The sequence below is a fragment of the Pseudomonas sp. AM4(2022) genome (genome assembly GCF_036346515.1).
Lineage (GTDB): Bacteria > Pseudomonadota > Gammaproteobacteria > Pseudomonadales > Pseudomonadaceae > Aquipseudomonas > Aquipseudomonas paracarnis.
Genome location: NZ_JAOTNW010000014.1, coordinates 49,145 through 71,942 on the forward strand (window position 1 = coordinate 49,145; position 22,798 = coordinate 71,942).

Consider the following 22,798-nt stretch of genomic DNA (forward strand, 5'->3'; position numbering starts at 1 on the left):
TTGCAAAGTGAACCGCCGTTGGGCGGAACCCTAAGTGGCCGTTACCGCAGGAATGGATATGTACACGGTCCAACTGTGTTGACTGTCAGGCCGTCTTCGCAGGCAAGCCAGCTCCCACATTTAGATCGCGGGGTGTCAGGTAGATAGGCGTCGGCTGTCGGGCCGCCATCGCAGGCAGCCAGCTCCCACAGGTCCGCGTTAGCGCAACACCGTGGCCCCCTTGCACGCCTGCCCCGCCAGCTCACAGACCTCCCACCCACCACCCAGCGCCTTATAGATCCCCACCACCGCCAAGCGCTGTTCCGTGCGCGCCGCCGTCAACGCCCGGCGGCTGGTGAAGTCCGCGCGTTCGGCCTCAAGCACATCCAGGTACACACCCTCACCTTGCGCAAACCGCTCGCGCGCAAAGCTGGCTGCCTCACGATTGGCCGCCGCTTCCAGCAGCCGCAAGCCCAAGGCATTACCGGCTGTACGGTTGGCCTGGAACGCATCATCGGTTTCCTGCAGGGCCCGCAATACGGTCTGGTCATAGGCGATCAAGGCAGCTTGGGTGCGCGCTTCGCTGGCGGCAATCCGCGCACGTACGCGCCCGGTGTCCAGCAGTGACCAGCGAATCACCGGGGCGATAAAGTTCGACTGCATGCCCGCATCGCCCAAAGCGCTGAGACTTCCGGCCAGTAAGCCGATGGAACCCTGCACCTGAATGTCCGGATACAAGCCAGCGGTTTCCACGCCGATCTGCGCAGTCGCGGCCGCCAGCGTGCGTTCGGCCGCGGCAATATCGGCGCGGCGCGCCAGCAAGCCGGCCGGGTCTCCCACCTGCAGCGTGCGCAGGTTCAAGGTTTCACGCCCAGGACGGGCCTGGGGTACCTTGAACCCTTGAGGCGCTTGACCCAACAGCACCGCCAACGCGTTGGTTGACTTGGCGCGACGTCGCTCCAGGTCAGGCGCTACCGCCTCGACATTGCGCAACAAGGCCTCGGCACGCAACCGGTCGAATTCGGTGGCGGCGCCGACGCTGACCATCTGCCCCACCAGGTCCAGGCTGTCGCGCTGGCTCTGGCTGATATCGGCGACCACCGCCTGTTCGGCTTCGATGCCTTGCAGGTCAAACCAGGTGGCAGCGACCGTCGCCGCGACGCTCGCTTGCACGCTGCGCAGCAATGCCTGACGCGACCCCGCCTGGGCCTGGGCCGCCTCCACCGAGCGACGCACGCGGCCAAACAAGTCGATTTCCCAGGCCGCATCCACCGCCGCGCGGGTGGTTTCAATGGAGCGCTGCTCGCCGAACGGAGTCTCGACCTCGCTGCGCTGGCGGTGCTCGTAGCCCAGGGCAGCGCCGCCACTGGGCAGGAAGCCTTGGCGGCTTTCGCGCAGCAGCGCCTTGGCTTCGTCCAGGCGTGCGGCGGCGATGCCGATGTCATGGTTGGCCGCCAGTGCCTGCTGAATCAATTGGCTCAGTGCCGGCTCGTCGAACACCTGCCACCACTGCACCTCTACCTCGCCCGTACCGAGCCCGGCGATGGGCGCACCGAAGCTCGCAGGCCGCTGTGCGGCGGGCAGCACCGGTGCGGAGTAATCAGGCCCCACCGAACCGCAACCGGCCAGCAGGGTCAACGACAACAGAAAAACTGGATACGCCTGTTTCATGATGCGCTCTCCTTTAGCTGCACCTTCGGACTCGCCCCCCGGCGCTCCACGCGCAGCGCCAGGCTGCGCATCACCACATAGAACACGGGCGTCAGGAACAGGCCGAACAGCGTCACGCCCAACATCCCGGCAAACACCGCAACCCCCATGGCATGGCGCATCTCGGCGCCGGCGCCACTGGCAAATACCAGCGGGACTACGCCGGCGATAAACGCCAGGGACGTCATCAGGATCGGGCGCAGGCGCAATTGACAGGCGTGGATCACCGCTTCCAATGGGCTGGCGCCTTCGGCTTCGAGGCTGCGGGCAAACTCGACGATCAGGATGGCGTTCTTCGCCGCCAAGCCCACCAGCACCACCAACCCGATCTGCACGAACACGTTGTTGTCGCCCTCCACCAGCCACACGCCGAGGATTGCGCTGAGCAGGCACATGGGCACGATCAGCAACACCGCCAACGGCAGCAGCCAGCTGTTGTACTGCGCGGCGAGGATCAGATACGCCAGCAACACACACAGCGGAAAAATAAACAGGGCCGATGACCCGGCGAGCTTTTGCTGGTAGGTCAGGTCCGTCCATTCATAGGTCACGCCCTCGGGCAGTACCTCTTGGGCCAGGCGCTCCATGAGGGCGACCGCCTGCCCCGAGCTCACGCCTGGCATCGCGCCGCCAGAGATATCCGCCGAGGGATAGCCGTTGTAGTGAATCACCCGGTCAGGCCCGGAACTCGGCGTGACCGTGACAAACGCCGACAACGGCAGCATGTCCCCGGCGGCGTTGCGCACCTGCAGACGGCCGATGGCTTCGGCCTGCATGCGGTGGTCCGCATCGGCCTGGGCCGTGACTTTGTAGGTGCGGCCAAACCGGTTGAAGTCGTTGACATACAGCGAGCCCAGGTAGACCTGCAGCGACTCGAATACATCCGCCAGGCGTACGCCCTGGCTCTTGACCTGAGTGCGGTCGATGTCGACATTCAGTTGCGGCGCGTTGACGTCCAGACTGGTCATCAGCCCGGCCACCTGGCCTGACTCAGTGGCTTTGGTCATCAGTATCTGGGTCTGCTGCACCAGCGCCTCAAGCCCGACGCCGCCACGGTCCTCGACCTGCAGCTTGAAGCCCCCGGTTACCCCGAGCCCCGGTACCGGCGGCGGTGGGAACACCCCGAGGAAGCCGTCGGGGATGCTCGCGAACTTGGCTTGCAGGCGCCCGGCGATGGCGACCGCTGTCATATCCGGCGAGGTGCGTTCTTTGAACGGATCAAGCATCACGAACATCACCGCCGCATTCGGGACGTTGACGAAGCCGTTGACCGACAGCCCCGGGAACGCCACGACACTCTCGACCCCCGGCTCATCCAAGGCGATTTTCGACATTTGCCGCACCACCGCATCGGTACGCTCCAATGAGGCCGCGTTCGGCAGTTGGGCGATACCGACCAGGTAGTACTTGTCTTGCATCGGCACGAAGCCGGCCGGTACCGCGTTGAAGCCGAACCAGGTCAACGCGAGCAAACCGCCGTAGGCCAACAGCGCCACGCCGCGACGGCCGACGACCTTGCGCACGGTGTTGCCATAGGCTTGCGGCGCACGCTGGAACGGCCGGCCCAGCACCTCAAGCAGCCGCGTGGCGCGACCCCGCAGGCTGCGCGGGTCATGCGCCACGGCGGCATGCCGTGGCCGCAGCAACAGGCCGGCCAGCGCCGGGCTAAGGGTCAACGAGTTGACCGCCGAGAGGATGGTGGAGATCGCGATGGTCAGCGCAAACTGCCGATAGAACTCGCCTTGCAGGCCACTGAGAAACGCGGTGGGAATGAACACGGCCGCCAGCACCGAGGTGATCGCAATGATAGGGCCGGTGACCTCGCCCATCGCCCGCCGCGCAGCCTGCATCGGCTCCTCGCCGTTCTCGATATGCCGCTCGACGTTCTCCACCACCACGATTGCATCGTCGACCACGATGCCAATCGACAGCACCAGGCCGAACAGCGACAAGGTATTGAGGGAGAAGCCCATCAGGTGCATGACCGCAAAGGTGCCAATGATCGACACCGGCACGGCCATCAAAGGAATCAGCGACGCACGCCAGTTGCGCAGGAACACTACCACCACGATCACCACCAGCAGGATCGCTTCCATCAGCGTGATGGCCACCGACTCCAGCGAAGCGCGCACAAACACGGTGGGGTCATAGGCAATCCGCGACACCAACCCCTCGGGGAAGTTGGTTTGCAGTCGCTGCATGGTGTCGCGCACCGACTGCGCCACATCCAGCGCGTTCGCCCCTGGGCTCTGGATAATTTGCAAGGCCACCGCAGGCTCACCGTCCAACAGGCTGCGCAGCGCGTAGGCATCGGCGCCCATCTCGATACGGGCCACATCACGCAGGCGCGTGACCTGGCCGTTATCGCCGGTGCGGATGATGATGTCGCCAAACTGCTCTTCATCCGTCAGGCGCCCCAGGGTATTGACCGTGACTTGGAAGGCGGCAGTGGAATCCGGCGCCTGGCCGACCGAGCCGGCCGCCACTTGCACGTTCTGCTCGCGCACGGCGGTGATGACATCACCGGCGGTCAAGCCACGGGCGGCGATCAGGTCCGGGTCGAGCCACAGGCGCATGCTGTATTCACCCGCGCCCCACACCAGCACATCGTTGATCCCCGGTAGGCGCGACAACTCATCGCGCACCTGCAGGTAGGCATAGTTGGAGATGTAGAGCGGGTCATAACGTTGGTCGGGGGACAGCAGGTGGACCACCATGAGGATGTCCGGCGAGGTCTTCTGCGTGACCACGCCCAGGCGCTGCACCTCTTCGGGCAAGCGCGGCAAAGCCCGCGAGACACGGTTCTGCACCTGAATCTGCGCCATGTCCGCGTTGGTGCCCTGGGCGAAGGTCGCAGTCAGGATCATGCGGCCATCGGTGGCCGACTGCGAGGTCATGTAAAGCATGCCTTCGACCCCGGTGATCACCTGTTCCAGCGGCGCCGCCACCGTCTCGGCAATCACCTGCGGGTTGGCCCCTGGGTAAGACGCGGTCACTTGCACGGTGGGCGGCGTGACGGCAGGGTATTCGCTCAACGGCAGGTGAAAGAAAGCCACGATGCCGCCAATCATCATCAATACCGACAGGACGATGGCGAAGATCGGTCGGTCAATGAAAAAGCGTGGGAAGCTCATTGCACGCCCCCCACCGCCAGCGGAGCTTCAAGCGGCTTGCCCTCAATACTGGCAGCCAGCGGCGTCACCTGCATGCCGGGGCGCACCAGCCCTTTGACGACAATGCGCTCGCCCGGTTGCAGGCCCTGTTCGATGACCCGCAGGCCGTCGACCACAGGGCCCAGTTCGACCGGGCGGTATTCGGTCTTGTCGCCTTCACCGACTACCAGCACATAGCGGCGGCCCTGGTCGGTGCCGATGGAATGGTCGGCAATCAACACCCGCGATTGCGCCGCGCCGGTGTCCAGCTTGACCTTGGCGAACAGCCCCGGCGTCAAGCGCCCATCCGGGTTTTCGACCACCGCACGCACGCGCACCGTGCCGGTCTTGCGGTCGGCCGAGTTGGCCAGAAAGTCCACGCGACCCGCCCGCGCATAGGTCGTATCGTTGAGCATCGCCACCATGACCTTGGCGGCTTGTTCGCCCTTGGACCCGGCGTGCTGCCGCGTCGCTGCCAACGAATGCAGGTAAGTGCGTTCATCCACATCGAAGTACACATGCAAGGGGTCGATGGAGACAATCGTGGTCAGCGCTGTTTCCCCACGGGTCACATAGTTGCCTTCAGTCACCAGGGCACGATCGATACGCCCGCTGATAGGCGCGGTGACGTGGGTATAACTCAGGTCCAATTGCGCCGTATCCAATGCCGCCCTGGCAGCCTCGACCTGGGCCCTGCCGGCATTCAACGAGGCAGTGGCGGTGTCGAGACGATCACGCGCCACCACCTTCTTGGCAAACAACTGCTCGGCGCGGCCATGCTCGGCCTGGGCCAGTAATGCATTGGCCTGCGCCTCGCGCAAACGCGCCTTGGCTGCGTTCACTGCCGCCTGGAACATGCGCGGATCAATCACAAACAACGGGCTGCCCTTAGCCACGAACTGACCTTCGGGCACGCTGACACTTTGCAGATAACCACTGACTCGCGGGCGCAATTGAACCTGGTCGATGGCGGTCAACGAACCGGTGTACTCCACAAATGGCGTCACCGCCCGCGCCACCACCTGGGCCACTGGCACGCCAGGGGGCTTGGCGGCTGCGGCTGGCGGTGAATTGTCCGAGCATCCGCCCAGCGTCAACGCTACGGCCAACGCCCCGGTGATCAGGCTTACTGGTCTGGTGTACATCGTTCACCCTCCTTGGAATTTTCAAGACAAACCGACACTTGGGGTTTTTATCCGGCTTGCCATACTGGGAAGGTCAAGCGCTATAAAACCGGGGGGTGTGTTTTTGTCTGGGAAATACTTGGAGGGGAATCAAATGGCGGCCAGAGGGGCCTGGTGGCGCTCGGGGTTACCTGTCGAGCGTGGTTGAAGGTGGGAGCTGGCTTGCCTGCGAAGGGATCAACCCGGTTTGGCTGATAGACCGAGGTGTCTGCATCGCAGGCAAGCCAGCTCCCACATTTGGATGCGCAGTGTCAGCCAGGTATCTGTGGGCTCAGCTCCACGCCACCACCAGCAAGCCGGCGCCCAACACCAGGCACAATGGCGAATAGAAATAGGTGTCCAGGCGAGCAAACCTCGAGCCACCGACCTTCTTGAAAAACCCCACCAGCTCCGAATCCCCTATCGCTCGGGCAAACATCAGCACGGCAATCGCACTGATGCCCCACTGCAACGCCCCGTGGGACACCGGCGAGAAATACAGCCCGGCGCGCAGGCACACAAGCAAGGCAATCGCCACCAGCCCCATCGCCACCAGAAAAGTGCCCAGCGCCGACGGTTTGAACGCCGGCCTGGGCCCGCTGGCAAACTCTCCGGGCAGTTGCGGCATAGCGGCCAGGCTGCCGAGCTTGCCACCCGCAGCCCAATACAGATGCACCATGCTGATGAAGGTAAATACCCCGACGATCCATCGCGCAATGACAAAGCTCATGGTCGGCGCTCCACAAAAATGTGCGAATGAGGATAGTCGCCCTGAGATTTTTTGCAGGCATTTCGTCGGTCGCTGATGATAAAGTGCCGCCCCATGAAACTCGCCCGTGCCGACCGCTCACTCATTGCCTGGATGCTCTATTGCTGCGTCCTGTTCAATGTGTTCGCCTGCAGCATTGGTCATGGGCAAATGGTGGGGATGCAGCTCAACGGCATCAGCGGCCAGTTCTGTACGGTCGACCCACGTACCCAGGCCCCGCTGCCCAGCAACTCGACGGACGAGAACCTGCCAACGCTGTCGAAGGCGTTTGGTTGCCCGCTGTGTTCTACCGGCGGCATGGGCCCGGCGCTCAACTCCCACCTGAATGTGGCAGTCCTGCCGCAACCCCATGCGCCGCCCGCAGCGGTGGTGCTTGCCGCCGACATTCCCGCCCGCTTCACCTGGCCTGCGGCTAATCCGCGCGCGCCACCTGCCCTTGCCTGATCCCTGCGCTTACTGATCTGCATCGCCTCGTTTCCGTCAGGAGTACGGGTAGCTGTGCGTTGTTTTCGAGCCAAGTTTTCAGGATTCAACCATGAAACATTTACCCCTGCTGGCGGGCCTGTTCGGCTGCCTGCCTGTTTGCGCCTCAGCCCTTGAATTGGCGCCGACCACCATTGACGGCGAGCAAAGTGCCGAGCCAGGTCTGGTCCTGGACCAATCCAGCGGCATGGCCTCGCGTCTGGGCCTGAGCGTGCGGGAAACCCCGGCGTCGGTGGCCATCGCCAACCGCAACGATATCGAGCGCCACGGCGCCAAGACCTTTCGCGATGCGGCCAATACCCTGCCCGGCGTCAACGCCAGCGCACCACCTGGGTTTGGTGGTTTTGTCTCGTATCGAGGGTTTACCAGCAGCCAGATTACCCAGATGTTCAACGGCATCAATGTCGCCACGGGCCTGGCACGGCCGGTGGATGCATGGATCTACGACCGCGTCGAGCTGGTGGGCGGTCCCTCCTCCTTGATCAACGGTGCAGGTTCCGTGGGTGGCTCGCTGAACTACGTGACAAAGCTTGCGACCCGCGAGGAACAGGCTGTCGAAGGCCAACTGAGCTATGGTAGCTATGACACCGCGGGCATGGCATTTGGCCTCAACCATGCGCTGACCGACCCCGGCGCCGAGGTGCAGCATTACGCCCGCCTGGATGTGAGCCGCAACACCAACCACAGCTACATAGACCGCGACCAGCGCGATGCCTGGAGCATGGCGTTTTCCCTGCTCAGCGACCTCACCCCAAATCTGTCCCACACCCTGGCCCTGGAGTATCAGGACGAGCATGAAGACAGCCCGTATTGGGGCACACCGGTGCTCAACCCCAAGGCCGGTGAACTGAAGATCGACAAGCACAACCGCTTCAATAACTACAACGTTGCCGACGGCCGTTATGAGCAACGAACAATCTGGGCACGTTCGATCATCGACTACCGAATCAACGACAGCACCACGCTGAAAAACACCCTCTACCACCTCGACAGCCAGCGCGATTACCGCAACCTGGAGACTTACCAGTACAACGCCGACAACAGCGCGGTGAACCGCTCAACGGCCTATCAGGTGCGGCATCAGGGCGAGCAGAACGGCAACCAGTTCGAACTGCGCCATGACACGAGCATGTTCGGCCTTGCCACCACCTGGTCGGGTGGTTTTGAGTACAAGGTCAATAGCACCACGAGCCACCCGCTTAAAGCTTCGGGTAACAGTACAGTTGACCCGAACGACTACGGTCCAGGGCATTTCTATGACATCCCAGGTATGAAACCGGGGTTTGAAAAGGGCACGACCAACCAAGTAACCACCAAGGCACTGTTCGTGGAAAACCGTCTGGGACTGACGGATAAGCTCTCGCTGCTGACCGGCCTGCGCTATGACGCCATCGACCTGGACGTGACCAACCACCGCACCATCACCGCCACCAACCCGCGGCACTTCAAGCGCAGTTGGGAACCGGTAACGGGCCGGGTGGGCCTGACCTATCAGTTCATCCCGTCCGCCAACGTCTATGTGCAATACAGCACCGCCGTCGAACAGCCCAATACCACCACCCAAGTGTTCGACGTGTCCACGGGCAAGCAATGGGAAATCGGCAGCAAGTTCGATTACCTGGAAGGTCGGGGCTCGGCCACGGTCGCCGCCTACAAGATCGAACGCAAGGACTTTGCCGTCACCGACCCGCTGGACCCGACCAGCAGCATCCCGGTGGGCGCGCAGTCGTCCAAGGGCATTGAACTGGCCAGCTCGCTGCGCATCACGCCGAGGCTATTGGCCGAAGGCAACTTCGCCTGGGTAGACGCGCAGTACGATGAGTTCAACGAGAAAATCGCCAGCGGCGCCGTGGTGTCGCGCAAGGGCAATACGCCAACCAACGTGCCCAAGCGCGTGGGCAACCTGTGGCTGACCTACGATTTTGCCGAGGACTGGCAAGGTGGGGTGGAAGCGCGCTATGTCGCCCAGGTGTATGCAGACAATGCCAACACCCAGACCGTACCGGCCTATACGCTGTTCGGTACCTTCCTGCGTTATAAGCTGGATGCGAACACCTCGGTAACCGGGCGGGTGCGTAACCTGACTAACGAGGTGTATGCGGAGTTTGCCCATGTGTCGCCGGCGTATTATCTGGGGTCACCGAGGACCTTTGAACTGGCCGTACAGACCAAGTTCTAACGCTACAACGACCGTTGACTTGAAATGCAATTGAATGTGGGAGCTGGCCTGCCTGCGATAGCGGTGGGTCAGCATCAGAAAGTGTTGTCTGACACTCAGTCATCGCAGGCAAGCCAGCTCCCACATTTTGATCTTCACTCGATACAACGACTGGCGGTTACTTGAGGCTCGCCTCGACCTTCTGCGCCACATCGTCCGTCAACCAGGCCTTCCACACTTGCGGATGTTCCTTGAGGAACGCCTGGGCGACCTCCCGAGGTGGCGTGTGGTGTTCGCTCATCGTCGCCAAGGCTTTGTTAAGCGGTTCGATGGGGAACTCGACCTTCTCGAAGAACTGGGCAATCTGTGGATGTTCCCGCTGGAACGGCGTCGACACGCCAATGCTCAGCTTGGAAGCCAATGAGCGTGTCGGCTTCGGGTTCGGGTTGTCGGCGTCAGTCAGGGTCTTCCACGCGTCTGCATCAAACGCTGGTTCTTCCAGCTGGATCAATTTGTAGCGGCCCATCAACGGGGTCGGCGACCAGTAATAGAACAGCACGGGCTTGCCCCGACGAATCGACGAAGCAATCTCCGCATCCAGCGCCGCCCCCGAACCGCTGCGGAAGTTCACGTAGCTGTCGTCCAGGCCATAAGCCTTGAGCTTCTGTTTGTTGACCACTTCGGAGGTCCAGCCAATGGGGCTGTTGAGAAAGCGCCCCTTGCCTGGAGATTCAGGGTCTTTGAACACGTCCTTGTAGCGCGCCAGGTCCTGTACGCTTTTGAGGTCTGGAGCCAGGGGTTTTAGCCCTTTGGAAGGGTCACCCTTGACCACGTATTCCGGCACCCACCAGCCTTCGGTAGCACCTTTGACGATATCGCCCAGGCCCGCCACCTTGCCTTCGGCTTCAGCCTTGACCCACACAGGGCTGCGGCCAGCCCACTCCTCGCCGATCACTTGAATGTCATTCTTTGCCAGGGCGGTTTCCAGGGTGATGGTGGTGCCAGGCAAGGTGTCGGTGGGCAGGTCATAGCCCTTCTCGACGATAAAACGCAGTACTTCAGTGATCAGGCTGCCGCTTTCCCAGTTCAGGTCGGCAAAATGCACCGGCGCCTGGGCTGCCGATACCGGCAGTGACAGACTCAGGGTCGTCAGGCCCGCCGCCAGCAGTGACTTCAATCCTTTCATGCCTTTGCACCTCGCTTTTCGCAGTCATGGCGAACGGCTTTGCTGCGAATGCGCGAAGCCTATGAATAGTTAAGTCAACTCAACTGTAGTAGAGGTTCCAAAAGTCAAAAATACACAGCGTGTTTATCGCCTACTCGCTGGCCTTGAAGGTCACCAGCTCACCCTTGCGCCATTTGGCGGCTTTGCCCGTCACGGCCTTCAGGGTTTTGGTCAACCCTTCCTGCAATTGCTCATGGGCGGCGAATACCAGCATCACGCTGTGGCCTTCCTTGAACACAATACCCTGGCCTTCATTCGACGACACAAAGGCATAGTCGCCGATGCCGTACACGGTCAACTTGATATCGCGAAACCTCAATTCGAACTTGCCACCTTCACGGCTGGGCAACACCGACGCGCGAAAATGGTCACCCACTTTGAGTTCCAGACGTGGCTTGTCATCCACGACCATCGCCGCTTCGGTATCGATCTCGGCGATATAAATGCCTTCCGGCGTCTGCTCAGTGACGTAGACAAACCGGGATTGAAACTGCTTGACCAACTTAGCGCGCAAATCACCCAGCACGAATAACGCGTGCATATCCAGATTACTGACTGCCAAGGAAACGCCCCCACATCAAAAAAAGCACTGGTCGCCAAAGCGAGCAGCACAAAAAAATGGCCGTTACGACACGATCACAGCGTCATTAAAAAACTGAAGAGAACTCGTAAGGCTAGTACAGACATCTGCCGATGACCTCATAAAAGGTCATCCGGTGGTACAGCAAATCACAGGTTCAACGACCCGAGAATACGGGTCGACCAACTTCAGAGAATAACCCGATTAAAAATGCAGTTTTCCGACACCTAACACAAAAAGACACTCAAGGCATGGAACCAGTCGCGAACTGCCGACGACAATACTAAAACAGCAACCGGGGTCAAAACCACCGGTAACGCTAACCACAGGCTAACAAGATCGATCGACAGGAGCTGAGCATGCAACGACGTCAACACGACGCTACGTCTTTCCACACTCGTTCATCATGTCCAGACGAACGCCAATACTACTGCTTGCTTAACCTTAACGGGTACTTGAATTCAGTTCTGTATCAAGTTGTACCGGCAGGAAAGAACTTTTTTCATATTCTTGAAGTGCCCAGTGGCAGGATCAAGGGTTTTCGCAGCGATCACAACAAGGCCTGCGAACTGGCCAAGGTCCTGGAAGCCAAGCTGCACGCTCGTTGCGGTGGCGTCGTTTCGTCACCTGGCTGACTTTACTGCGCCACCTTCCTTCAACAACTGCCATACTCGCCCGTCCATTGAAGTTTGCCCCCTGCGGGTCAGGTTTCATCAGCGCAGTTACCTTGAAGGGAAGGCTATACGTGACGGAATTTGATATTGGCGAATTTATTATCCACGGCGATGCGAGGGAAGTAGAGGGTGAGTTTCAAGCGGTCATCATCATGCGAGCCAAACCGCCGCTGAACAAGGTCACCGCGCATCAAGTGGAAAAAGACCGCTGGTTCAAAACCGCCGACGCAGCAGCCGTCGCTGGCAAAGAGGCGGCCAAGGCACTGAAAGCCGCCGTGGATTGCGGCGCGCTCAATTCCTGACAATCCGATAGAACTCTGGCGTCCCCCTACCCCTCACATGCATGACGATAAACCCGCATGGAGAACGTTATGGACACCACCACCCCAACCCTTGAAACCCTGTTCGAACAACTGGGCCTGGATTCCAGCCAGGAAGCCATCGAACGTTTCACCGCCGAACATCGCCTGCCCGATGAGGTAAAACTCATCGACGCGCCATTCTGGAGCGAACAGCAGGCGAACTTCCTCAGGGAACAATTGCACGTCGACGCAGAGTGGGCACCCGCAGTGGATGACCTCAATGCGCTGCTGCATGAACGTCCCCACGTTTGATTCAATGCAGGCTGTCTGACTCTTCACTGCGCAACAGAGCTTGCCAGGCAGCCTGGCATTCCTGCGCCTCGTCCCGGCTGGCGAACGCGGTGCCGCGCTGCTCACCGTTGAGCAACACCACCCAGCAGGCGCGCTGGCCCAGGGCACGCAGGGTTTCAGGCACGCCACTGCCGATCATCACGGCCACATCGACTTTGTTTTGCATGGAGCTTCTCCGCAGCATTAGTTAGCTGGCTAACAATGTTGGCCATGCTACGGTTTTATTCCAGTTGGAAAAAGCTATCTACGGAATAGCTTCATTGCATAAACAGCAACAATGTAGAGACGGGGGCGGCCAGCTCGAGAGCCGCCCCATTCAGCGCATCAGGCTTGACGCTGGTGCTTGTCGATTTGCTCGTGGCGCTCTTGCGCTTCGATGCAGTACTTGGTGGTGGGGCTGATCAGCAGGCGCTTGAGGCCGATAGGCTCGCCGCTGTCGTCACACCAGCCAAAGGAATCTTCCTTGATGCGTTCCAGGGCACGCTCAAGTTGCGGCAGCATGCGCTGGTCGCGGTCAATGGCGTTCACCAGCCAGGTGCGCTCCTCTTCGACAGAAGCCGCGTCAGCCGGGTCGGCCGGGGTATCCAGGCTTTCAATGGCGATACGGTTCTGCTCAATGCGCTCGTGGTGTTCCACTTTCATGTCTTGCAGCAACTTCTCGAAAAAAGCGTGCTGTTCGGCATTCATGTAGTCATCCGCCGGCATGGCCAGCAACTTTTCCTTTGTCATTGATTTCTCTATAAAAAATACGTGCATTAAGGCGAATAAGGGAGCGTTCCGCAAGGCCTGTGCAGGTCTCGGAAGGGCGCCGTCCATTTCAAGCGCCACCCGGCACTCAATTTACGAGGGGCGGCAGTCTAAGGCCGACTTGAGGGCGCAGCAACTGAAAAGACAGGCATTTTTTCCCGATTAACCCCCAAAGGCACCAGGACGGGCTTGGCGAATGGTCATCGGAGTGCGTTTATAGCAAGAAATTCAGTGTTGTGGAGCTATATAGAAGACAAACGGTTGAAAGTGCCTCATCCCTTGTAGGAGCGAGCTTGCTGTGGCGAGGGAGCTTGCTCCCGCCGACTGCGCAGCAGTCTCCGGCTTTTATTGGGGGTGCTTCGCCCCCCAGCGCAAGCAAGCTTGCTCGCCACACAAGCTCGCTCCTACAGGGGCAGGAACTCAGCGCTTGAGCTTGCGCTTGTTGCGGTATTGGTCGATCACCACCGCCACCACAATGATCAGGCCCTTGATGATGTCCTGGATATACGCATCCACCCCGACAAAGGTAAACCCGCTGGCCATTACCCCGAGGATCAACGCGCCGATCACCGTGCCGGTGATGCGCCCTACTCCACCGGCCAGGCTGGTCCCGCCGATCACCGCCGCGGCAATCGCGTCCAGCTCATAGGACATGCCCATCCCGGCCTGGCCGGTCGCGGCGCGGGCCGAAGCCACCACGCCAGCCAGCCCTGCGAGCAGCCCGGCAATGCTGTAGACGATGATCAAGTGACGCTTGACGTTGATCCCCGAAGTGCGCGCCGCTTGCATGTTGCCGCCGATGGCATAGGTGTACTTGCCATACTTGGTGTAACGCAGGGCGATGTGGAAGATCACCGCCACCACCAGGAAGATAATCACCGGCATCGCGCCATGGCCGATCGCCGTGTAGGAGTCCGAGAGCATGCTCACCGGCTGACCTTCGGTGTAATAGCGCGCCAGGCCACGGGCCGAGACCATCATGCCCAGGGTTGCGATAAACGGCGGAATGCCGGTGACCGCAATAATGCTTCCGTTGATCGCGCCCGCTAAAAGCCCCACGCCCAAGCCCATCGCCACCGGGATCCACACCGGCAAATCGGTGAGGGACGGAAACACCGCTCGGGAAAAGTCGGAGGTCTGCGCCAGGCTGGCGGCGATCATCGCTGACAAGGCCAGCACCGAGCCGGACGACAAGTCGATGCCCGTAGTGATAATCACCTGAGTCACACCGATGGCCAGCAGGCCGATGATCGACACCTGCAGGATCATCAGCACCAAACGCTGGGAGTTCATCAGAAAGCTCTGGTCGCGCACGATCCAGCCAAACAGTTCAAACACCAGGCCGATACCGATCAGCACCAGGAAGATACTCAGCTCGGTGGGCATGCGTCGACGGTTCTTGACCGGTGCGGTTGCCGGCTTGTTGTCTGTTATTGCGTTCATAACCCATCACCTTCTTATTCTGTAGATCAGTGGACTGCGGTCATCCCGGAAGCCAACTGCATGACTTTTTCCTGGGTCGCCTCGGCGCGATCCAGGGTGCCCATCAGTTCACCTTCGTGCATCACCATCACCCGGTCGCTCATACCGAGCACTTCGGGCAGTTCGGAAGAAATCATGATCACCGCCATACCTTCACTGGCGAGAAAAGCGATCAAGCGATAGATCTCGGCCTTGGCGCCCACATCGATACCACGCGTCGGTTCATCCAGGATCAGCAGGCGTGGGTTGGTCATCAACCAGCGCGCCAGTAAGGCCTTTTGCTGGTTGCCACCGGACAAGGTGTCGATGCATTGCTCCAGGGACGGGGTTTTCACCCGCAGTTTCTTGCACATGTCTTCACACAGGGCACGCAAGGCCTTCTGCTGGATAAAACCGTTGCCCGAATAGTGCGGCAACACCGCCATCTCCATGTTCTCCAGCACCGACAGGCACGGGAACAGGCCGCTGAGCTTGCGGTCCTCGGTCAACAGCGCAAAGCCTTTCTCGATGGCCATATGCGGGTCGGTAATGCGCACCGCCTTGCCGTCCAGGGTGATTTGCCCGCTGGAGCTTGGGGTGATGCCAAAAATAGTTTCCGCCACGTTGGTGCGCCCGGAGCCCATCAGCCCGGCGATCCCGAGGATCTCCCCGGCGTGCAGGTCGAACGATACGTCCTTGAATACGCCGTCCAGGCTCAGGTCGCGCACCGACAGCAGCAGGTCACCAATCGGCGTTTCGCGCACCGGGAACAGCTGGCTCAGTTCACGCCCGACCATCATCGAGATGAGGCTGTCGCTGTTCATGCTGTCAGCACGTTGCAAGCCGATGTATTGGCCGTCGCGGAACACCGCCACTTCATCGGCGATGGCGAACACTTCGTTCATTTTGTGGGTGATATAGACGATGCCTTTGCCCTGGGACTTGAGGTCGGCAATGATCGAAAACAGGTGGGCCACTTCCTTGTCGGTAATGGCCGAGGTGGGTTCATCCATGATCAGGATGTCGGAGTCATAGGACACCGCCTTGGCAATCTCGACCATCTGCCGTTCGGCAATGCTCAGGTTGCCGACCTGTTCTTCCGGGTCGAGGTTGATGCGCAGGCGCGCCAGCAACTCGGCAGTGCAGCGGTGCATTTCGCGGTGGTTGACCATGTGCAGGCTGTTGAGCTGCTCGCGGCCGATCCAGATGTTCTCGGCGATGCTCATATGGGGCATCAGGTTGAGTTCCTGGTGGATCATCGCGATCCCGGCCTTTTGCGCGGCCAGCGGCGTCTCAAAGGTGATCGGCTTGCCACGCAGGCGAATCTCGCCGGCGTCGGGCTGGTAGATGCCGGCGATGATTTTCATCAGCGTCGACTTGCCCGCACCGTTCTCGCCCATCAACGCCAGCACCGTGCCGGGGCGCACCCGCAGCTGCACATCGTCCAGGGCCACGACACCGGGAAAGCCTTTGCTGATGTTGAGGATTTCCAGCAGGTAGGGTTCGTCCAGCGCCAGCGCCGGGTGGGCGGCGGGCTGCGACGTGGCGGCTTGAGCAAGCATAGGGAGGTACTCCATCTGCAGGGCGGCCGTGACCGCCCTGCCGGCTTATTGTTGTGGTGTCAGGGCTACTTGAAGTCTTTGACGTTGTCCGGGGTGATCAACTGGAACGGGATCACCACGTTCTGCTCGACCGGCTCCTTCTTGGCCATCTTGCGCGCTGCCTCCACCGAACCTACCGCCTGGCCCTTGGCGTCCTGGAAGGCCGACACGGTCATGTCGCCCTTGGTGATCGCGTTCAAGCCATCGGGCGTGCCGTCGACACCGGCAATCAACACGCTGCCTTTTTCCTTGCCGGCCGATCTCAGGGCCATGGACGCACCGATCGCCATCTCATCGTTGTTGGCCAGCACCGCATTGAACTCCCGGCCTTGGGTCAGCCAGTCGTTGACCAGGGTCATGCCCCTGTCACGCAACCAAATGCCGGTTTGCTCCTGCTCGATCTTGATGTCCGGGTACTTGGCCAGCACTTCCTTCACGCCCTTGGTGCGGTTGGTGGTGGAGTTGTTCGCCAGGTCGCCCAAAAGAATCACGATCTTGCCCTTGCCGCCGAGCTTTTCGGCGATGTACTGCATTTGCAGGCGACCGGCCTCGACGTCATCGGAGGTCACGGCCACCACGTCCTTGGGCAAGTCCTTCTGGTCGGGGCGGCGGTTGACGAACACCAGAGGGATCCCCGCCTTGGTGGCGGCACTGATGATGTTCTTGGTCGACGCGGTATCGACGGGGTTGACGATAATCGCGTCGACCTTCTGGCTGATGAAGTTCTCGACCTGGCTCAACTGCTTGACCACATCGGCGCGGGCATCTTCGAACTGCAGTTGCACGCCATCGCCTTTTGGGTAGGACTTGGCTTGTTTGTCCATGTCCTCGCGCAGGTAGGTGAGGAAGGTGTCATCGAACGCGGACATCGTCACGCCCACCTTGAGATCGGCGGCGACGGCCACGCCACTGGCCAGCAGCATGGACAAGGCCAGGGCGGTAAAACGGATCGGGGTCTTCATGAACGGTCTGTCTCCACTTTCTTGTTGGTTTTTTTTCGACGTTGCGTTGATCAGGACTCGGCTGTCAGTCGCACCACCGGCGCGCCTGGAATGCAGCACACCAGTGCGCCCTGGTTTTCGACGCACAGCACATTCAGAAAGGAGAAGTAGAACGGCCGGGCGCGGGGCAGTCCGCGTGGCGCTTGGAGGGGGCGTAAAACTCGCAGTACAGCGTTGAAGATTTTCATCTGACGGTACCTGGTTGTTTTTGATCTTGTTTTTGTTGAGTCGCCCGTAGCTTCCGGGACGTACTTTATGCAACCTGGAAAAGACTGTATTAGAAAATAATTTCCATATCAACCTGTTTTAGAATTTTATTCTATTTCTGTCGAAACCACCTGCTGACGCTCAGCGCTCAGGCGTGCGGCGTCCAATATACGGGTGGTTTCCAGGGCGTCATAGGCACTGACCGGCAACGGCCCCTGCCCCACCACGGCAGCTTGCAACTGCCGATAGAATTGGGGCCAGCAGCCCTTCTCCGACGGCACCCGCTCACGCTCCGGCCCTTGTTCAAACCAGCCCCAGCGTCGGTGCTCCTCAGCGCCCCAGTGTTCACCCTCGGTTTTCGGCGACTTGCCGGCCAGCAGCGCTTCTTCCTGGCCATCCAGGCCTTCGACGGTGTAGCAACCCAGGCTGCCACTGACGCGAAATCGCGGCGCCTGGCTGTTCTGCAACGCGTTGCCCCACAGGTGCGAGATCACGCCGTTGGCATGGGTGAGGGAGACAAAGAAGCCGTGGTCCACGGTGGGATGTTCAGGGGTGTAGTGCAATTGAGCGAACACCCGATCCACCGGGCCGAACAGTTGCAGCGCCTGGTCCACCAAATGACTGCCCAGGTCGCGCAGCCATCCGCCACCGCTGGCATTGCCCACAGCTTGCGGGCTGTAGCGCTCCACGCGGGATTCAAAGCGGGTGATGGTGCCCAGGGCGCCGGCGTCGATCAGTTTGCGCAGGGTCAGGTAATCCGAATCCCAGCGCCGATTCTGATAAACACTGAGCAGCGAGCCCTGGCGCTCGGCCGCGGTAATCAGGGCCTGGGCTTGTTCGGCGTTGGCGGCAAAGGGTTTATCGCTGACCACCGCCACCCCGTGCTCGATGGCTTCCAGCACCAGGGCCGGGCGACCTTTGAGCGTGGTGGAAATCACCAGGGCATCGACGCCGGCTTCGACGATCTGGCCGATGGAGTCGAAGGCTTTGACACCTGGAAGATCAGTACTCAATTGCTGGCGACGTTCGGGTGAACGCGTCACCACGCCGACAAAGGTGGCCCCAGGCAGGGTGGCGATCAGCGGCGCATGAAAAAAGCGCCCGCCGTGGCCGTAGCCCACTAGTCCGATTCGCATGCTCAACTCCAGAATTGGTTTGGGAACCCAAGCAACTGTGGGAGCTGGCTTGCCTGCGATAGCAGTGTGTCAGGCACTGAATCTGCCACTGATAGACCGCTATCGCAGGCAAGCCAGCTCACACAGTGTCAACCACATTTCTTCAGTGAGTTAGCCGTAGAAGTGTGGGCGATCCGGCAGACTGACTTTCACAATCTGCCCACTGCCCTGGGCTTCAATGCACGCATCGGCCGCCACCGCCGCCGCAAACCCATCCCACGCCGACGGCCCGCCGACCTGCCCGGCCAGCACGCTGTCGATAAACGCCTGCAACTCCACGTCATAGGCACCGATAAACCTATCCTTCCAATCCATCAGGATCGCGTTGGACAGCTTCGCGTCGCTGCGCAGTTGCACCTGAGATGGCTCCGGCAACTTGGCGATACCGCTCTCCCCCACCACTTCACACTGGATGTCGTAGCCGTATTGGCAGTTCACAAACACTTCCACGTCAATACGCGTGCCTTTGGCAGTTTCCAGCAGCACGATCTGCGGGTCGCGCAGGTGCGCCAGCGCCTTGCTGGTCTTGCGCGGGAACACCACCTGCACGGACACGTAGTCGTCGTTGAGCAGCCAACGCAGCACGTCCAGCTCATGGATGAGGGTGTCGGTGATCGCCATGCCGGTGTTGTAGTTTTCGCCCACCGTGGGGTTACGGTGCGCGCAGTGCAGCATTAACGGCTCGCCAATCTGGCCGCTGTCGATCACCGCCTTGAGGGCGCGGTAACCTTGATCATAAGGGCGCATGAAGCCCACCTGGACCAGGCGCTTACCGTGGGCTACCTCGGCCTCGACAATGTTGCGGCAGCCCTCGGCCGTCACCGCCAGGGGTTTCTCACAGAACACCGGTTTGCCGGCGGCAATCGCGGCCAGCACAAATTCTTCGTGGCTCGGCCCCCAGGACGTCACCAGTACCGCTTCGACCTCTGGCGAGTTGATCAACGCATGGCCGTCCGGGTACACCTCGGCGTCCAGCTTCAAATCCGCCACCACTTGGGCCGCCTGGTCAAGGTTGATGTCGGTGACGGCCACCACCTGGCTGTTAAGCAAGGCCTGGCTGCAACGACGAATATGGTCCCGGCCAATGGCGCCCGTACCAATCACTCCAAGCTTCAAAGACATGCAAACACTCCTCTTGTTGTTAGTACTGCCGGGCCTTGGCCAGGTGTTCATTGAGTTTTTTTGCCGCTGCATTCGTGCGATCACTGGTGGACACTTGCGCCACCCCCACCCGCCACCACGACAGGTAGCCGTGGATCATGGTCTTGGGCAGCACCTTGATATCGATCAGCGTGGAGACGGTTTGCGTGCGCGCATCGGCCAACGCCGCTTCCAACTGCTCCAGCGTGCTGACCTTGTAGGTCTTGCAGCCATAAGCCGCCGCACTCATGGCGAAGTCCACCGGCACCAGGCCCCCGTCGAGCTTGCCGCTCTCGGGGTTGCGGTAGCGGAACTCGGTGCCGAAGCTGTCCATGCCATTGCCGATTTGCAGGTTGTTGATGCAACCGAACGCCATGTTGTCCAACAGCACCACATTGATCTTGCGGCGCTCCTGGATCGAGGTGGCCAGCTCCGAGTGCAGCATCATGTAGGAGCCATCGCCGACCAGGGCGTACACCTCCTTGCTCGGCTCGGCCAGCTTCACGCCCAAGGCGGCGTTGATCTCGTAGCCCATGCATGAATAGCCATACTCGACGTGGTAGGTGTTGACGCCCTTGCTGCGCCAGGCACGCTGCAAATCGCCGGGCAGGCTGCCGGCGGCAGCCACGATGATTGCGTCATCGGCCAGGCGTGCATTGAGCACGCCAAGCACAGCGCTTTGGGTCAGGCACGAACCGGTCAGCTCAATGAATTCCCGCAGCACGGCACGGTCCAGGTGGTCGTCGACTTCGGGGACAAACTCATCGCCCTGGTAGTGCACCTGATGCACGCGGTCGACTTCGGCGTCGAGTTGCGCCTTGGCGTCGGTGATCTGCTCGCCCCAGCCCGAACGGTAATCGCCCAGGGCATTGGCCAGTGCTTCAAGGGCGACTTTTGCATCGGCCAGCACCTGCACGCCGTCCAGCTTCAACGCATCGCAGGGGCTGATATTGAGGTTGAGAAACCTTACCTCGGGGTGCTTGAACAGCGATTTTGACGAAGTGGTGAAGTCGGTATAACGGGTGCCGATACCGATGATCAAGTCCGCCTCGGGCGCCAGCAGGTTGGCCGCCAGGCAGCCGGTCTCGCCGATGCCGCCGACGTTAAGCGGATGGCTGGAAACCACGGCGCTCTTGCCCGCCTGGGTTTCCGCGAAAGGAATATCGAAACGCTCGGCAAAGGCTTGCAGTGCTTGGTTGGCGCCGGAGTATTTGACCCCGCCACCGCAAATGATCAGCGGCTTGCGCTTGCCGCGAAACGCCGCCAGCGCGTCGCCGATCATGGCGCTGGTGGCCGGGCGTCGGTCGATGCGGTGCACGCGTTTTTGCAGGAAATAGTCGGGGTAGTCCCAGGCTTCGGCTTGTACATCCTGGGGCAAGGCCAGGGTCACCGCGCCGGTTTCGGCCGGGTCGGTCAGCACGCGCATGGCATGGATCGCCGCGGTCATCAGTTGCTCGGGGCGGTTGATGCGGTCCCAGTACTTGCTCACGGAGCGGAAGGCGTCGTTGGTGCTGATGCTCAGGTCGTGGAATTGCTCGATCTGCTGCAGCACCGGGTCGGGCTGGCGGCTGGCATAGACATCGCCCGGCAGCAACAGCAACGGGATGCGGTTGGCGGTGGCGGTGGCTGCGGCGGTGAGCATATTCGCCGCGCCCGGCCCGACCGAGGCCGTGCACGCATAGATCTTGCGGCGCAGGTGCTGCTTGGCGAACCCAATGGCAGCGTGGGCCATGCCTTGCTCATTGCGGCCCTGATGCACCACCAGGTCGCCGCTGTCCTGCTCCAGGGCCTGGCCGAGGCCCAACACATTGCCATGCCCGAAAATAGTGAACACCCCGGCGACAAACTTGCTCTGTACGCCGTCGACTTCGATGTATTGGTTATCCAGGAACTTCACCAGGGCCTGGGCCATGGTCAATCGTGTTGTGGTCATTACTTGCACCTTGTGTGACTGCAATTGAAGTGTTCAACACCGATCCAGTGTGGGAGCTGGCTTGCCTGCGATAGCGGTATGTCAGGCAATACATGTGCAACTGATAGACCGCTATCGCAGGCAAGCCAGCTCCCACATTTTGATCGCGTTATGGCAGGGGCTTTTGCAAGTACGCCATGCTGCTGCCCAATGCCTGCCGGATGTCCGCCAACCCATGCACGCTTTCGGCAAACGGCTCGAACGACAAATAGCCGCTGTAGCCGGTGCTCAGCAAGGTGTCGATCTGCGCCGCATTCCCGAGGATATCGTCCTCGCCCACCAGCACGCGGTGGCCGTCGCGGATCGAGTCCAGCGGCGCCTCGCGGTCTTCCACCCCGGAGATATGCACCAGCCCGGTCAGTTCCGGGAAGAACTCATGCTCGCCGGCCAGGTGATGGTGAAAGGTGTCGTGCACCACACGAAACACATCGAGGCCACCGATGGCCTTGATTGCATCCACTGCCACGCGCTTGCGGCGCAGGGCGGATACGGTGAAGCCCAGAGGTTCGATGAAACCGAGAATGCCGTACTCGCGCAGGATCAACGCCAGTTCGCTCAACGCCGTGCGCAAACCGGCAGCGCGCTGCGCGTCGTTGCGCGTATCGCCAGGCTGATTGAACGGGCACATCACCAGGCCCTGGGCCCCGCACTCATGGGCGTAGGTGGCCAGTTCGATTGCCTGGGCACGACGTTCGTCGTTCCACACATCAAAGGGGTACAGCGCGTTGATCGACAGCACTTTGATGCCTTGCGCTGCGCACAACTCACGCACGCGGCTGGCGGGTGTGCCGTATTCGATTTCACGGTTCTTGAGGTCGTTGCGGATCTCAATGGCCTCGCAGTTGAGAGCCGCCGCCAACTGGATGAAATCCGGCAAGGACAGGTTGGGGGCGACCATGCGGTTAAGGGCAAAACGTAGCGGCGACTTCATTGTTTTTGTTCTCCGTG

Annotated in this window: 21 protein-coding genes; 5 read left to right on the forward strand and 16 right to left on the reverse strand. The window is 60.8% G+C overall.

Features of this window, described 5'->3' with window-relative positions; genetic code table 11:
- Positions 1-198: 198 nt before the first annotated feature.
- The 4 genes from ODQ19_RS19270 to ODQ19_RS19285 all read right to left on the reverse strand — a co-directional run bounded on the left by ODQ19_RS19270 (position 199) and on the right by ODQ19_RS19285 (position 6,734).
- Complete coding sequence (locus tag ODQ19_RS19270; protein WP_330210955.1) at positions 199-1,650, reverse strand: efflux transporter outer membrane subunit; 1,452 nt, start codon at positions 1,648-1,650, stop codon at positions 199-201.
- The gene (locus tag ODQ19_RS19275) at positions 1,647-4,823 is read right to left on the reverse strand and encodes an efflux RND transporter permease subunit (RefSeq protein WP_116665685.1); all 3,177 of its coding nucleotides are present in this window, start codon (positions 4,821-4,823) and stop codon (positions 1,647-1,649) included. Before ODQ19_RS19275 ends, ODQ19_RS19270 begins: the two co-directional genes overlap by 4 nt.
- Positions 4,820-5,986, reverse strand: a complete 1,167-nt coding sequence (locus ODQ19_RS19280) for an efflux RND transporter periplasmic adaptor subunit (RefSeq protein ID WP_330210956.1) — start codon at positions 5,984-5,986, stop codon at positions 4,820-4,822. The genes ODQ19_RS19275 and ODQ19_RS19280 overlap by 4 nt, the downstream gene beginning before the upstream one ends.
- Positions 5,987-6,296: 310 nt before the next feature.
- Entirely contained in the window at positions 6,297-6,734 is a 438-nt protein-coding gene (locus ODQ19_RS19285; RefSeq protein WP_116665687.1) for a DUF3995 domain-containing protein, read from the reverse strand.
- 93 nt (positions 6,735-6,827) lie between these two features.
- Here ODQ19_RS19285 and ODQ19_RS19290 point away from each other — a divergent pair, with 93 nt between their 5' ends.
- Positions 6,828-7,217: a DUF2946 domain-containing protein gene (locus ODQ19_RS19290; protein WP_116665688.1), complete on the forward strand. Its 390-nt coding sequence runs from the start codon at positions 6,828-6,830 to the stop codon at positions 7,215-7,217.
- Between the two features lie 91 nt (positions 7,218-7,308).
- Entirely contained in the window at positions 7,309-9,435 is a 2,127-nt protein-coding gene (locus ODQ19_RS19295; protein WP_330210957.1) for a TonB-dependent receptor, read from the forward strand.
- 157 nt (positions 9,436-9,592) lie between these two features.
- On the opposite strand, the gene ODQ19_RS19300 is transcribed toward ODQ19_RS19295, so the two are convergent.
- Together ODQ19_RS19300 and ODQ19_RS19305 are read right to left on the reverse strand one after the other, a co-directional pair.
- On the reverse strand, positions 9,593-10,600 hold the full coding sequence (locus ODQ19_RS19300) for an ABC transporter substrate-binding protein (protein WP_330210958.1): 1,008 nt from the start codon (positions 10,598-10,600) through the stop codon (positions 9,593-9,595).
- 130 nt (positions 10,601-10,730) lie between these two features.
- On the reverse strand, positions 10,731-11,180 hold the full coding sequence (locus ODQ19_RS19305) for a hypothetical protein (RefSeq protein ID WP_178088100.1): 450 nt from the start codon (positions 11,178-11,180) through the stop codon (positions 10,731-10,733).
- Positions 11,181-11,578: 398 nt separating this feature from the next.
- On the opposite strand from ODQ19_RS19305, the gene ODQ19_RS19310 reads away from it, so the two are divergent.
- From ODQ19_RS19310 to ODQ19_RS19320, 3 genes are all read left to right on the forward strand, one after another.
- Positions 11,579-11,854 carry a hypothetical protein gene (locus tag ODQ19_RS19310; RefSeq protein ID WP_165861602.1) on the forward strand — a complete coding sequence of 92 codons (276 nt, stop codon included), beginning with the start codon at positions 11,579-11,581 and terminating at the stop codon, positions 11,852-11,854.
- A gap of 110 nt (positions 11,855-11,964) precedes the next feature.
- Positions 11,965-12,195, forward strand: a complete 231-nt coding sequence (locus ODQ19_RS19315) for a hypothetical protein (protein ID WP_330210959.1) — start codon at positions 11,965-11,967, stop codon at positions 12,193-12,195.
- A 69-nt stretch (positions 12,196-12,264) separates the two neighbouring features.
- Entirely contained in the window at positions 12,265-12,507 is a 243-nt protein-coding gene (locus ODQ19_RS19320) for a DUF2789 domain-containing protein (RefSeq protein WP_072434054.1), read from the forward strand.
- A gap of 1 nt (position 12,508) precedes the next feature.
- On the opposite strand, the gene ODQ19_RS19325 is transcribed toward ODQ19_RS19320, so the two are convergent.
- From ODQ19_RS19325 to ODQ19_RS19370, 10 genes are all read right to left on the reverse strand, one after another.
- Complete coding sequence (locus ODQ19_RS19325) at positions 12,509-12,712, reverse strand: hypothetical protein (RefSeq protein WP_014718764.1); 204 nt, start codon at positions 12,710-12,712, stop codon at positions 12,509-12,511.
- Positions 12,713-12,870: 158 nt separating this feature from the next.
- Positions 12,871-13,275, reverse strand: coding sequence for a TraR/DksA family transcriptional regulator (locus tag ODQ19_RS19330; RefSeq protein WP_003191666.1), 405 nt, complete (start codon positions 13,273-13,275; stop codon positions 12,871-12,873).
- Between the two features lie 438 nt (positions 13,276-13,713).
- Positions 13,714-14,736 (reverse strand): ABC transporter permease, encoded by a 1,023-nt coding sequence (locus tag ODQ19_RS19335; RefSeq protein WP_003191668.1) that lies wholly within the window; start codon positions 14,734-14,736, stop codon positions 13,714-13,716.
- 26 nt (positions 14,737-14,762) lie between these two features.
- The gene (locus ODQ19_RS19340) at positions 14,763-16,316 is read right to left on the reverse strand and encodes a sugar ABC transporter ATP-binding protein (RefSeq protein ID WP_032897009.1); all 1,554 of its coding nucleotides are present in this window, start codon (positions 16,314-16,316) and stop codon (positions 14,763-14,765) included.
- 65 nt (positions 16,317-16,381) lie between these two features.
- Positions 16,382-17,317, reverse strand: a complete 936-nt coding sequence (locus ODQ19_RS19345; protein ID WP_116665694.1) for a sugar ABC transporter substrate-binding protein — start codon at positions 17,315-17,317, stop codon at positions 16,382-16,384.
- 50 nt (positions 17,318-17,367) lie between these two features.
- The gene (locus ODQ19_RS19350; protein WP_003191673.1) at positions 17,368-17,544 is read right to left on the reverse strand and encodes a hypothetical protein; all 177 of its coding nucleotides are present in this window, start codon (positions 17,542-17,544) and stop codon (positions 17,368-17,370) included.
- A gap of 126 nt (positions 17,545-17,670) precedes the next feature.
- Complete coding sequence (locus tag ODQ19_RS19355; RefSeq protein WP_330210960.1) at positions 17,671-18,699, reverse strand: Gfo/Idh/MocA family protein; 1,029 nt, start codon at positions 18,697-18,699, stop codon at positions 17,671-17,673.
- A gap of 150 nt (positions 18,700-18,849) precedes the next feature.
- Positions 18,850-19,860, reverse strand: coding sequence for a Gfo/Idh/MocA family protein (locus ODQ19_RS19360; RefSeq protein ID WP_330210961.1), 1,011 nt, complete (start codon positions 19,858-19,860; stop codon positions 18,850-18,852).
- Positions 19,861-19,879: 19 nt separating this feature from the next.
- On the reverse strand, positions 19,880-21,811 hold the full coding sequence (iolD, locus tag ODQ19_RS19365) for a 3D-(3,5/4)-trihydroxycyclohexane-1,2-dione acylhydrolase (decyclizing) (protein WP_330210962.1): 1,932 nt from the start codon (positions 21,809-21,811) through the stop codon (positions 19,880-19,882).
- A gap of 148 nt (positions 21,812-21,959) precedes the next feature.
- Positions 21,960-22,781 (reverse strand): TIM barrel protein, encoded by an 822-nt coding sequence (locus ODQ19_RS19370; RefSeq protein ID WP_330210963.1) that lies wholly within the window; start codon positions 22,779-22,781, stop codon positions 21,960-21,962.
- Between the last annotated feature and the right edge of the window lie 17 nt (positions 22,782-22,798).